Below are 11,895 nucleotides of genomic sequence, written 5' to 3' on the forward strand. Positions count from 1 at the left end.
CGTGGCAGACCAGCTGCCCTACAAGCCGCGTGCCGGCGAGATCCCGACCAACCCCGGGGTCTACCGGTTCCGGGATGCGGGCGGGCGCGTCCTCTACGTCGGCAAGGCGAAGAACCTGCGCCAGCGGCTGTCGAACTACTTCGCGCCGCTCCACACGCTCCACGAGCGCACCCGTCGGATGGTCACGACCGCCTCCTCCGTGGAGTGGACGGTCGTGCCCACCGACGTCGACTCGCTCCAGCTCGAGTACCAGTGGATCAAGGAGTTCGACCCGCCGTTCAACGTCCGGTACAAGGACGACAAGTCCTACCCGTTCCTCGCCGTCACGCTGGGCGACGAGGCGCCGCGGGTCATGGTGACGCGCAACCGGCGCATCGCGGGAGCGAAGTACTTCGGGCCCTACCCCAAGATCTGGGCCGTGCGCGACACGATCGACCTCATGATCAAGGTGTTCCCCATCCGCACCTGCAGCGACGCGTCGTACAAGCGCGCGATGCAGACCGGCCGGCCCTGCTTCCCCGGCCAGATCGGCAAGTGCGGGGGGCCCTGCTCCCACAGGGTGACGGTCGCGGAGCATCGCGCGGTCGTCGACGACTTCATCGCCTTCATGAACGGCGGGGACGAGCGCTTCACGCGCGAGCTCACCGCGCGCATGAAGGAGGCGGCGGCGGCGATGGACTACGAGCAGGCCGCGGTCTACCGCGACAAGCTGGCGTCGATTGACGCGGTGCTGAACAAGAGCGCGCTCGTCCTGTCGGACGACGCCGAGGCCGACCTGTTCGGCATCGCCGAGGACGAGCTCTCCGCCGCCGTCCACCACTTCGTGATCCGCGGTGGACGCGTGCGCGGCGTGCACTCCACGACGATCGACAAGGAGCTCGACATCTCGGGCCCCGAGCTCGTCGACCAGATCCTCCAGCGCGTCTACGGCGACGCGGCGCCCGCCGACGTGCCCCGCCGTGTGCTCGTCCCCGTCCTCCCGCCCGACGTCGCGGAGCTCGAGGAGTGGCTGGCGGCCAAGCGCGGCCGGCGGGTGGAGATCGCCGTGGCACAGCGGGGGCAGCGCGCCGAGCTGCTGCGCAACGCCACGCTCAACGCCCAGCAGGCGCTGCTGCGCCACAAGACGCGCCGTACGAGCGACTACGCCTCCCGGACCGAAGCGCTCGCCGACCTGCAGGAGGCGCTCGGGATGACCGAGGCTCCGCTGCGGATCGAGTGCTTCGACATCTCGCATCTGCAGGGCACGAACGTCGTGGCGTCGATGGTCGTCTTCGAGGACGGCCTGCCGCGCAAGGATCAGTACCGCTCCTTCTCCATCGCGGAGACGACCGACGACACCGACTCGATGCACCAGGTCCTCACGCGCCGGCTCGCCCACCTCGACCGCCCGGAGGAGGCGGAGCCCGACGCCGCGGAGCTCGCCACGAGCGACGAGGGCGAGGTCGTCACGGGTCCTGCACGACGACGGCGCTTCGCCTACCCGCCGCAGCTCCTCATCGTCGACGGCGGCCAGCCGCAGGTGGCCGCCGCCGCACGGGCGCTCGAGGAGAGCGGGCACACCGAGATCGCGCTGTGCGGGATCGCCAAGCGCCTCGAGGAGCTTTGGCTGCCGGGGGAGGACTACCCCGTCATCCTTCCGCGGACGTCGGAGGCGCTGTATCTCGTGCAGCGCCTGCGCGACGAGGCGCACCGGTTCGCGATCACCCACCAGCGCAAGCGCCGCAAGCGCGACATCCGCACGGTGCTGAGCGAGGTGCCCGGCCTCGGAGACGCCCGCATCCGCGCCCTCCTGCGCCACTTCGGGTCGGTCGCCGCCCTGCGCGAGGGGACGATCGCGCAGATCGAGGAGCTCCCGGGGATCGGTCCCAAGCTCGCGGCGACCGTCTTCGAGCACCTGCATCGCGACGACGGGGCGGAGGGCGGCGCCACCGCGCAGCCGGAAGATCGGTAGGCTGACCGCGATGGCTGACACGGCGGGCGAGTTCCTCATCGTCACGGGCATGAGCGGCGCCGGCCGCTCGACGGTCGCCAACGCCCTCGAGGATCTCGACTGGTACGTCGTCGACAACCTCCCGCCGCAGATGCTGCGTCCTCTCCTGGACCTGTCGGGACGTCTCGGTGAGCAGCTGCCGCGCGTCGCCGCCGTGGTCGACGTGCGCGGACGCGACCTCTTCGCGGAGCTCCCCGCGGCGGCGCAGGCCGTGCGCGAGCGCAGCGACCTCCGGGTCATCTTCCTCGACGCCTCCGACGAGGTGCTCGTGCGCCGGTTCGAGGCGGTGCGGCGCCCGCATCCCCTGCAGGGCGACGGCACGCTCCTCGACGGCATCCGACGCGAGCGGGAGGTGCTCGCGGCCGTGCGCGAGAACGCCGACGTGATCATCGACACGTCGCGCTACAACATCCACCAGCTCGCGAACCACGTCACCGACCTGCTCCAGGACGACGGCGCGCCGCGCCACCGCGTCACGGTCCTGAGCTTCGGCTTCAAGTACGGTCTCCCGCCCGATGCCGACCTCGTGGCCGACATGCGCTTCCTGCCGAACCCGTTCTGGGTCGACGAGCTGCGCGATCTCACGGGGCAGGACGCCGCCGTCGCCGCGTATGTGCGCGGCCAGGAGGGCGCGGAGGAGTTCCTGGACGGCTATGCCTCCGCGCTCGCTCCCGTGCTCGCGGGCTACCAGCGCGAGAACAAGAGCCACTCGACGGTGGCGGTCGGCTGCACGGGCGGGAAGCACCGGTCGGTGGCCATGGCGCATGCCCTCGCGGAGCGCCTCGCCGACCTCCCCGGCGTCGCCGTCCGGGTTCGGCACCGCGACCTCGGGCGCGAGTGACGATCCCCTCATAACGTCGTCGGCTGGGAGTTCGCACCCGGTCGTCCGCAGACCTCGGTCGGTAAGATCGATCCTTGCGCCAAAATAGGCGAATCACCGTCTTCGAGAGTGGGGAAATCCGTGTCACTGACCGCCGATGTCAAGGCAGAGCTGATCACCGTCCGGGACCCGCGTCCCTCGGTTCGGATCGCTGAGACGACGGCCCTGCTGCGGTTCTCGGGCGGTCTGCACTCGATCGCCGGGCGCGTCGCCGTCGAGGCCGAGGTCGACTCGCCGCATCTCGCGCGGCGCGTCGCGCGCGACATCGCCGAGATCTACGGCGTGCGGCCCGAGATCGCCCACGTGCAGGGCTCCGGCTCCCAGGGCGGCGACCACTTCGCCGTGCGCGTCGTCGACGGCGGCGAGACGCTCGCCCGCCAGACCGGTCTCCTCGATCAGCGTCGTCGGCCGGTGCGCGGCCTCCCCAACCGGCTCACGACCGGCACGCGCGACGACCTCGCCGCCATCTGGCGCGGGGCGTTCCTCGGCGCGGGGAGCCTGTCCGAGCCCGGCCGGTCCGCGTCGCTCGAGATCGCCTGCCCCACGGGCGAGGCGGGGATGGCCATCGTCGGCGCTGCAGGGCGCATCGGCATCTCGGCGAAGTCGCGGGAGGTGCGCGGCGTCCCCCGCGTCGTCATCCGCGAGGCCGAGGGCATCCGCGCCATGCTGCACGCGATCGGGGCCGTGGACGTCGCTGCGGAGTGGGACCAGATGCGCCAGCGCCGCGAGGTGCGCGCCGGCGTCAACCGGCTCGTGAACTTCGACGACGCGAACCTGCGCCGCTCCGCCCAGGCGGCCGTCGCCGCGTGCGCGCGGGTCGAGCGCGCGCTCGAGATCCTCGGCGAGGATGTGCCCGACCACCTCAAGCAGGCCGGCGATCTCCGCCTCGCGCACCGCGACGCGAGCCTCGACGAGCTCGGCCACCACGCGGACCCGCCGCTCACGAAGGACGCCGTCGCCGGTCGCATTCGCCGCCTCCTCGCGATGGCCGACAAGCGAGCGGAGCAGGACGGCGTCCCCGGCACGGCGGCCGCCGTGCCCGTGGGCGCGGAGTAGTCCGACACACCGGATCCCGTCCGTCGCGCCGTCACTAGGATGGAGGGGAACCCTCCGTCCGCTGCAGCGCGGAGGCACCGACAGCGCCGCGGCGCGGCGCCGAGAGATGGGATGAACCGACGCATGGCGAAGTACACGCTCCCCGAGCTCACCTACGACTACGCGGCACTCGAGCCGCACATCAGCGCTCGCATCATGGAGCTCCACCACTCGAAGCACCACGCGACGTACGTCGCCGGCGCCAACACGGCACTCGAGCAGCTCGCCGAGGCCCGTGCCACCGGCAACTTCGCGAACGTGAACAAGCTCGAGAAGGACCTCGCGTTCAACCTCGGCGGGCACACCAACCACTCGATCTTCTGGACCAACCTCACGCCCGAGGGCCAGGAGCGCCCCGAGGGCGAGATCGCCGCGGCGATCGAGGAGTACTTCGGCGGCTTCGAGGGCTTCCAGGGCCAGTTCGCCGCCGCGGCGCTCGGCATCCAGGGCTCCGGCTGGGCCGGCGTCTTCTGGGACTCCATCGGCGAGCAGCTGATCATCCAGCAGTTCTTCGACCAGCAGTCGCAGTTCGCGGCGGGCACGGTGCCGGTGCTGCTGCTCGACATGTGGGAGCACGCCTTCTACCTCGACTACCAGAACGTCAAGGCCGACTACGTCAAGGCGTTCTGGAACATCGTCAACTGGGACAACGTGCAGACGCGTTTCGCGACGGCACGCGAGAAGACCGCCGGTCTCCTGGTAGCGTCCTGAGTGACACGGTCGTCCGCGGCGGGGTGCGAGCCCGCCGCGGACGACCTCCCCTCCACCGCGCCTGTGCGGGCGCACCCCACACAATCAGGAGAAGACCACGTGTCTGTTCGGATCGGAATCAACGGCTTCGGCCGCATCGGCCGCAACTACCTGCGGGCGGCTCTCGCCCAGGGTGCTGACCTCGAGATCGTCGCCGTCAACGACCTCACCGACAACAAGACCCTCGCGCACCTGCTGAAGTACGACTCGATCCTCGGCGTGCTCGACCAGGACGTCACGTACGACGAGTCGTCGATCACGGTCGGCGGCCACAAGATCGCCGCGCTCGCCGAGCGCGACCCCGCCGCGCTCCCGTGGGGCGAGCTGGGCGTCGACATCGTCATCGAGTCGACCGGCCGCTTCACGAACGCCGACGACGCCCGCAAGCACATCGAGGGCGGCGCGAAGAAGGTCCTCATCTCGGCTCCCGCCAAGGGCGAGGACGCGACCTTCGTCATCGGCGCCAACGAGCACCTGTACGACCCCGAGAAGCACCACATCATCTCGAACGCGTCGTGCACGACCAACTGCCTCGCCCCGCTCGCCAAGGTCTTCAACGACAAGTTCGGCATCGTGCGCGGCCTCATGACGACGGTCCACGCCTACACGGCCGACCAGAACCTCCAGGACGGCCCGCACTCCGACCTCCGTCGCGCGCGCGCCGCCGCCCTCAACATCGTCCCCACCTCGACGGGCGCGGCGAAGGCCATCGGCCTCGTCCTCCCCGAGCTCAAGGGCAAGCTCGACGGCTTCGCGCTCCGCGTGCCCGTCCCCACCGGCTCGATCACCGACCTCACGGTCGAGACCGAGCGCGAGCTGACCGTCGACGAGATCAAGGCCGCCTTCAAGGAGGCCGCGGAGGGCCCCCTCAAGGGCATCCTCAAGTACACCGAGGACGAGATCGTCTCGAGCGACATCGTCCACGACCCGCACTCGTCGATCTTCGACTCCGGCCTCCTGCGCGTCCTCGGCACGCAGGTCAAGCTCTCGTCGTGGTACGACAACGAGTGGGGCTACTCGAACCGTCTCGTCGACCTCACCGAGATCGTCGCCGAGAAGCTCTGAGCTTCAGGAACCGTCCGGGAAGCCCGCAGGCGCGCAGCCACGCGCCTGCGGGCTTCCCGCCTGTAGATTGAGGAATCGATGTCACTGCGAACTCTCGACAGCCTCGGCGACCTCGCCGGCAAGCGCGTCATCATCCGATGCGACTTCAACGTCCCGCTGAAGGACGGCGTCATCACCGACGACGGCCGCCTCCGCGCCTCGCTCCCGACGCTGAACGCCCTGCTGGATGCAGGCGCCCGCGTCGTCGCGATCTCCCACCTCGGCCGCCCGAAGGGCGAGCCCGACGACCAGTACAGCCTCCGGCCCGCGGCCGACCGGCTCGCCGAGCTGCTCGGCAGGCCCGTCGCGTTCGCGACCGACACGGTGGGCGACTCCGCCCACGAGGTCGCGGACGGCCTCGAGGACGGCCGGATCGCCGTCCTCGAGAACCTGCGCTTCAACGCCGGCGAGACCGCGAAGGACGACGCCGAGCGCGCCGCCTTCGCCGCGCAGCTCGCCGAGCTCGGCGACGTGCTCGTCTCCGACGGGTTCGGCGTCGTGCACCGAAAGCAGGCGAGCGTCTACGACCTCGCGAAGCTCCTCCCGAGCGCCGCGGGCCTCCTCATCGCCGCGGAGCTCGAGGTCCTCGACTCGCTCACCGAGAACCCGGTGCGCCCCTACACGGTCGTCCTCGGCGGCTCGAAGGTGTCCGACAAGCTCGGCGTCATCGACCACCTCCTCCCGCGGGTGGACCGGATCCTCATCGGCGGCGGGATGCTCTTCACATTCCTCGCGGCGCAGGGCCACGCGGTCGCCTCCAGCCTCCTCGAGGCCGATCAGATCGACACCGCGCGGGGCTACATCGAGGCCGCGCGCGAGAAGGGCGTCGAGCTCGTGCTCCCCACCGACGTGGTCGTCGCCTCCGCCTTCGCGGCGGACGCGGATCACGTCGTCGCGTCGGCCGACGCGATCGAGGAGTCGCCGTTCGGCGCCTCCGGTCTCGGCCTCGACATCGGCCCCGCGACGTCGGAGACGTTCGCCGCGGCCATCCGCGACTCGAAGACGGTGTTCTGGAACGGCCCCATGGGCGTGTTCGAGCTCGCGCCGTTCGCCGCGGGCACGAAGGCCGTGGCGCAGGCGCTCACCGAGGTCGACGGTCTCAGCGTCGTCGGCGGGGGAGACTCCGCCGCCGCCGTCCGCCAGCTCGGGTTCGAGGATGCCGCCTTCGGGCACATCTCGACCGGCGGCGGTGCCAGCCTCGAGTTCCTCGAGGGCAAGAAGCTTCCCGGACTGGAGGTGCTCGGATGGGCATGACGAAGAGGACCCCGCTGATCGCGGGGAACTGGAAGATGAACCTCGACCACCTGCAGGCGGTGGCGCTCGTGCAGAAGCTGCACTGGACGCTCAAGGACGCCAAGCACGAGGACGGCAGCGTCGAGGTGGCGGTGTTCCCGCCGTTCACCGACATCCGCAGCGTGCAGACGCTCATCGATGCCGACCGCATCCCCTTCACGCTCGGTGCGCAGGACCTCTCCACGCACGACGACGGCGCCTACACGGGCGAGGTCTCGGGCGCGTTCCTCGCGAAGCTCGACGTGAAGCAGGTCATCATCGGCCACTCCGAGCGGCGCGAGTACCACGCGGAGGGCGACGACGTCGTCGCGGCGAAGGTCGCCGCGGCCCTCAAGCACGGCCTCGTCCCCGTCATCTGCGTGGGCGAGACGAGCGAGGACCTCGAGAAGTTCGGCGCCAGCGCCGTTCCCGTCGCGCAGCTCGAGAAGGCGCTCGCGGGCGTCTCCTCCGACGCCGACATCGTCGTGGCCTACGAGCCGGTGTGGGCCATCGGGTCCGGGCAGGCCGCCACTCCGCAGCAGGCTCAGGAGGTGTGCGCGAAGCTCCGCGAGGTCATCGCGTCCTCGCTCGGCGCCGAGGCCGCGGCGCGCACGCGCGTGCTGTACGGCGGGTCGGTGAAGTCGGCGAACATCGCCTCCTTCATGCGCGAGCCCGACGTCGACGGCGCGCTCGTCGGGGGCGCGAGCCTCAAGGTCGACGAGTTCGCGGCGATCATCCGCTTCGAGAAGCACGTCGGCGTGTGACGCGCGTGCGGCCCGGGTCACCGGGCCGCACGCCCGCCGCCCTATACTGGACCCCGGTGCGTGCGACGCGCCGGATCGCACGAAAGGCTCTCCGTGGAAGTACTGCAGTTCGTCCTCCAGGTCCTCCTGGGGGTCACCAGCCTCCTCCTGACGCTGCTCATCCTCCTGCACAAGGGGCGCGGCGGCGGCCTGTCCGACATGTTCGGCGGCGGGATGTCGCAGGCCGTCGGCTCGTCGGGCCTCGCGGAGCGCAACCTGAACTACCTCACGATCATCCTCGCGCTGGTGTGGTTCCTCTCGATCGTCGGACTCGGGCTCATCACGAAGTTCCAGGTCATCTGATGGCGACGGGATCGTCCGCGATCCGCGGCACCCGCGTCGGCTCCGGCCCCATGGGCGAGCAGGACCACGGGCACCACGCCGACCGCCTCGCGGTGTCGTACTGGGACGCGCTCGGGAACGAGGCCGTCCGGTACTACGCGGCCGGCATCCCCGAGGAGGAGATCCCCGACCTCATCGACCACCCGCACTCCGGGCTCCCGGCCGGGCGCGACAAGGCGAACCCGCCGGAGGCCTCCCGCAACGAACCGTACAAGACGCACCTCGCCTACGTGAAGGAGCGCCGGACTGAAGACGAGGCGGAGGAGCTCCTCGGCGAGGCGCTCCAGAAGCTCCGCGAGAAGCGCGGGCAGTAGAGACCGCGCGAAGAAGGCCCCGATCCGCGGATCGGGGCCTTCTTCGCTGTCACCAGGTCGGTGCGCTCCGCGCAGAGCCTAGTCGGGGTCGATGAGGTCCTCCGGCACCTCGGCCGCCGCGGCGGCGTCGGTGAAGACGATCGTCTGCTCCGTGCCGTACGCTCCGGCGGCGGGCACCGAGGCGAAGCTCGCCCCTGCCATCACGAGACCCAGCGCTGCCGCCTTGTCGGCCCCGGCGAGGACCATCCAGACGCGCGTCGAGGCGTTGATGACGGGCCGCGTGAAGGTGACCCGCTCCGCCGGGGGCTTGGGGGAGTCGCGCACCGGCAGCACGACCGCGTCGACGACGCCGACCTCCGACCGGTCGGGGAAGAGCGAGGCGATGTGCCCGTCCGGCCCGACACCGAGGAAGCACACGTCGAAGACGGGGTAGGGGGTCCCGTCCGCCTGGGCGAAGCGCGCCAGATCCTCCGCGTAGGAGACCGCCGCCTCGTCCAGCGACACGCCGTCGTCCGATCCGGCAGGCTCGTGCACGTTGCCGGCCGGGATGGCGATGGCGTCGAGGAGGGCGCCGCGCGCCTGCCCGGCGTTGCGCTCGGCGTCGGCGCGCGGCACGAACCGCTCGTCGCTCCACCACACGTGGACGAGCGACCAGTCGATGTTGTCGCGCCACGGATGGCCGGCCACTCCCGACAGCACGGCCGCCCCCATCGAGCCGCCCGTGAGCGACACGTGCACGGGACGCTGCTCCTGCGTGAGCTGCGCGAGCAGCCCGACGAAGCGGTTGGCGACGTGCGCGGCCAGCTCCGCCTTGTCGGGCTGGACGACGACGCGCGTGTCGGCGTCGGACATCACGCCTCCTCGGCTGGCGGACCGAGACGCTCCCAGCCGTCCGTGAGCACACGGCCGTAGAGGAGGTCGGGGTCGAGCCGCCGGAGCTCCTCGGCGATGCACTCGCGGAGCGAGCGGCGGGGCAGCAGCAGCACGTGGTCAGGCTGGCCGGGCTGCGTCAGCGTCGCGTGCGTGGCGCTGTGGCGCTCGAGCACGATGTCGCCGTCGGCGCGCTTCAGCACGACGGAGTGGATGCCGTGCGCCCACGTCTCGGGCGCCTCGTAGGACCACTCGACGGGGACCTCGAGCGCCATGCCCAGCCAGGCGGCGAGCAGGGCCGTCGAAGGCGATGTCGACGCTCCGCGCACCTCGACGCCCGTGACCGGCTCGAACGGCGGCTGGTCGAGCACGGCGGCGAGCTGCTCGCGCCACCGCGTGAGGCGCGTCCAGGCCAGATCGGTGTCGCCGGGCGTGTAGACGAGGTCGAGCTGGCGCAGCCGGTCGGGAGCGTAGGGCGCCGTGGACGTGTCGGTGATGCGCCGCTGCGCGATGCGTCCGAGCGCGTCCTTGCCGGGGCGGGCCGGGGGCTCGTCCGGCCACCACACGACGACGGGAGCGTCGGGGAGGAGGAGGCCCGTGATGAGGGTCTCCTCGTTGCTCGCCGCGGGGCCGAAGGCGCGCAGCACGATGACCTCGCTCGCGCCGGCGTCTCCGCCGACGCGGATCTCGGCGTCGAGCTTCGCCTCGCCGCGGGAGTCCGTCACGAGCACGATGACCCTCATGGGGTGCTCGCGCGAGGCGTCGTTGGCGGCGTCGATGACGGCCTCGTCGAGCGTGCGCTTCGACTTGATGATGAGCGTGAGCACACGGCCGAGGGCGACCGCGCCGCCCTCCTCGCGCACGGAGACGAGGCGCTTGGCGACCTCGCTGACGCTGGTGTCGGGAAGGTCGATGATCACGGGCGCCTCCAAACGCGGCCGTCGCGGGCGAGGAGCGCGTCGGCCGAAGCCGGGCCCCACGAACCGGAGTCGTACTGCTCGAGGGGCTCGTCGAGCGACGCCCAGTACTCCTCGACGGGGTCGAGGATGCGCCAGGACAGCTCCACCTCCTCGTGGCGGGGGAAGAGGGGCGGGTCGCCGAGGAGAACGTCGAGGATGAGCCGCTCGTAGGCCTCGGGGCTCGCCTCCGTGAAGGCGTGCCCGTAGCCGAAGTCCATCGTGACGTCGCGCACGTTCGTGCCGGCGCCGGGGACCTTCGACCCGAACCGCAGCGTCACGCCCTCGTCGGGCTGCACGCGGATGACGAGCGCGTTCTGGCCGAGCTCGCTCGTCTGGCCGCGCGAGAAGAGGTGCTCGGGGGCGCGCTTGAACACGACCGCGATCTCCGTCACACGGCGGCCGAGGCGCTTGCCCGTGCGCACGTAGAACGGCACGCCGGCCCAGCGGCGGGTGTTGATGTCGAGCTTGATGGCCGCGTACGTCTCCGTGCGCGACTCGGGGCTCATCCCGTCCTCCTCGAGGAAGCCGGTGACCTTCTTGCCGCCCTGCCAGCCGCCTGCGTACTGACCGCGTGCGGTCGCCGTGGAGAGGTCGGCCGGCAGCGTGACGGCCGCGAGGACCTTCTCCTTCTCTGCGCGCAGATGCTCGGCGGAGAGGCTGATGGGCTCCTCCATGGCCGTGAGCGCGAGGAGCTGGAGCAGGTGGTTCTGGATGACGTCGCGTGCCGCGCCGACGCCGTCGTAGTAGCCCGCGCGTCCGGACACGCCGATGTCCTCGGCCATCGTGATCTGCACGTGGTCGACGTAGTTGCGGTTCCAGATCGGCTCGTAGAGCTCGTTGGCGAAGCGCAGCGCCAGGATGTTCTGGACCGTCTCCTTGCCCAGGTAGTGGTCGATGCGGAAGATCGAGTCGGCGGGGAACGCGGCCTCGAGGGCGTCGTTCAGCTCGCGCGCGGACTCCAGGTCGTGCCCGAACGGCTTCTCGATGACGACGCGGCGCCAGCGGGTGTCGTCCGGCTTGTCGTCGACGAGGCCCGACTCGAGCAGCTGCTGCGCGACGACGGGGAACGACTTCGGCGGGATCGACAGGTAGAACGCGTGGTTGCCCATCGTGCCGCGCTCGACGTCGAGGGTGTCGACCGTCTCGCGCAGGCGGCGGAACGCCGCGGGGTCGTCGAACGCGCCCTGCACGAAGCGGATGCCCTGCGCCAGCTGCTGCCAGGTCTCCTCGCGGTACTCCGTCCGCGCGTGCTGCTTGACGGCGTCCTGCACCACCTTCGCGAAGTCCTCGTCCTCCCATTCGCGGCGCGCGAAGCCGACGAGCGCGAAGCCCGGCGGCAGGAGGCCGCGGTTGGCGAGGTCGTACACCGCGGGCATGAGCTTCTTGCGGGACAGGTCGCCCGTCACGCCGAAGATCACGAGGGCGCTGGGCCCTGCGATCCGGTTCAGGCGACGGTCGTCGGGGTCGCGCAGCGGATTCTGGCCGCGCGAGATCTGGACGGTCATGGAATGGGGGA

12 protein-coding genes are annotated in these 11,895 nt (G+C 71.1%); 9 read left to right on the forward strand and 3 right to left on the reverse strand.

Annotated elements, in window-relative coordinates; translation table 11 throughout:
* The first annotated feature begins 1 nt into the window (after window position 1).
* From uvrC to ABD998_RS01150, 9 genes are all read left to right on the forward strand, one after another.
* A complete protein-coding gene (gene uvrC, locus ABD998_RS01110) occupies window positions 2–1,951 on the forward strand; it encodes an excinuclease ABC subunit UvrC (protein ID WP_345435069.1) in 1,950 nt (649 codons plus the stop codon).
* 10 nt (window positions 1,952–1,961) lie between these two features.
* Window positions 1,962–2,831: an RNase adapter RapZ gene (rapZ, locus tag ABD998_RS01115; RefSeq protein WP_345435071.1), complete on the forward strand. Its 870-nt coding sequence runs from the start codon at window positions 1,962–1,964 to the stop codon at window positions 2,829–2,831.
* Between the two features lie 120 nt (window positions 2,832–2,951).
* On the forward strand, window positions 2,952–3,926 hold the full coding sequence (gene whiA, locus ABD998_RS01120; RefSeq protein WP_345435073.1) for a DNA-binding protein WhiA: 975 nt from the start codon (window positions 2,952–2,954) through the stop codon (window positions 3,924–3,926).
* 123 nt (window positions 3,927–4,049) lie between these two features.
* A complete protein-coding gene (locus ABD998_RS01125; RefSeq protein ID WP_345435075.1) occupies window positions 4,050–4,676 on the forward strand; it encodes a superoxide dismutase in 627 nt (208 codons plus the stop codon).
* A 99-nt stretch (window positions 4,677–4,775) separates the two neighbouring features.
* The gene (gap, locus tag ABD998_RS01130) at window positions 4,776–5,780 is read left to right on the forward strand and encodes a type I glyceraldehyde-3-phosphate dehydrogenase (protein ID WP_345435077.1); all 1,005 of its coding nucleotides are present in this window, start codon (window positions 4,776–4,778) and stop codon (window positions 5,778–5,780) included.
* Window positions 5,781–5,858: 78 nt separating this feature from the next.
* Window positions 5,859–7,073, forward strand: coding sequence for a phosphoglycerate kinase (locus ABD998_RS01135; RefSeq protein WP_345435079.1), 1,215 nt, complete (start codon window positions 5,859–5,861; stop codon window positions 7,071–7,073).
* Window positions 7,064–7,855 carry a triose-phosphate isomerase gene (tpiA, locus tag ABD998_RS01140; protein ID WP_345435081.1) on the forward strand — a complete coding sequence of 264 codons (792 nt, stop codon included), beginning with the start codon at window positions 7,064–7,066 and terminating at the stop codon, window positions 7,853–7,855. Before ABD998_RS01135 ends, tpiA begins: the two co-directional genes overlap by 10 nt.
* Before the next feature lie 93 nt (window positions 7,856–7,948).
* On the forward strand, window positions 7,949–8,197 hold the full coding sequence (secG, locus tag ABD998_RS01145) for a preprotein translocase subunit SecG (RefSeq protein ID WP_345435083.1): 249 nt from the start codon (window positions 7,949–7,951) through the stop codon (window positions 8,195–8,197).
* Window positions 8,197–8,550 (forward strand): RNA polymerase-binding protein RbpA, encoded by a 354-nt coding sequence (locus ABD998_RS01150; protein WP_345435085.1) that lies wholly within the window; start codon window positions 8,197–8,199, stop codon window positions 8,548–8,550. The genes secG and ABD998_RS01150 overlap by 1 nt, the downstream gene beginning before the upstream one ends.
* A 78-nt stretch (window positions 8,551–8,628) precedes the next feature.
* Here the strand turns inward: ABD998_RS01150 and pgl are convergent, their stop codons facing one another.
* Genes pgl through zwf form a run of 3 tightly spaced genes read right to left on the reverse strand, consistent with a single transcriptional unit; the run spans window position 8,629 to window position 11,884 of the window.
* The gene (pgl, locus tag ABD998_RS01155; RefSeq protein ID WP_345435087.1) at window positions 8,629–9,402 is read right to left on the reverse strand and encodes a 6-phosphogluconolactonase; all 774 of its coding nucleotides are present in this window, start codon (window positions 9,400–9,402) and stop codon (window positions 8,629–8,631) included.
* Complete coding sequence (locus ABD998_RS01160; protein WP_345435089.1) at window positions 9,402–10,340, reverse strand: glucose-6-phosphate dehydrogenase assembly protein OpcA; 939 nt, start codon at window positions 10,338–10,340, stop codon at window positions 9,402–9,404. The genes pgl and ABD998_RS01160 overlap by 1 nt, the downstream gene beginning before the upstream one ends.
* A complete protein-coding gene (gene zwf, locus ABD998_RS01165; protein WP_345435091.1) occupies window positions 10,337–11,884 on the reverse strand; it encodes a glucose-6-phosphate dehydrogenase in 1,548 nt (515 codons plus the stop codon). Before zwf ends, ABD998_RS01160 begins: the two co-directional genes overlap by 4 nt.
* Window positions 11,885–11,895 lie beyond the last annotated feature (11 nt).

The organism is Microbacterium gilvum (assembly GCF_039543865.1).
GTDB classification, from domain to species: domain Bacteria; phylum Actinomycetota; class Actinomycetes; order Actinomycetales; family Microbacteriaceae; genus Microbacterium; species Microbacterium gilvum.

Excerpts from the sequence above, each read along its gene's own strand:
- ABD998_RS01150 (WP_345435085.1), top strand. The coding sequence starts at position 8,197 with ATGGCGACGGGATCGTCCGCGATCCGCGGCACCCGCGTCGGCTCCGGC.
- ABD998_RS01125 (WP_345435075.1), top strand. The coding sequence starts at position 4,050 with ATGGCGAAGTACACGCTCCCCGAGCTCACCTACGACTACGCGGCACTC.
- tpiA (WP_345435081.1), top strand. The coding sequence starts at position 7,064 with ATGGGCATGACGAAGAGGACCCCGCTGATCGCGGGGAACTGGAAGATG.
- zwf (WP_345435091.1), bottom strand. The coding sequence starts at position 11,884 with ATGACCGTCCAGATCTCGCGCGGCCAGAATCCGCTGCGCGACCCCGAC.
- pgl (WP_345435087.1), bottom strand. The coding sequence starts at position 9,402 with ATGTCCGACGCCGACACGCGCGTCGTCGTCCAGCCCGACAAGGCGGAG.
- ABD998_RS01135 (WP_345435079.1), top strand. The coding sequence starts at position 5,859 with ATGTCACTGCGAACTCTCGACAGCCTCGGCGACCTCGCCGGCAAGCGC.
- rapZ (WP_345435071.1), top strand. The coding sequence starts at position 1,962 with ATGGCTGACACGGCGGGCGAGTTCCTCATCGTCACGGGCATGAGCGGC.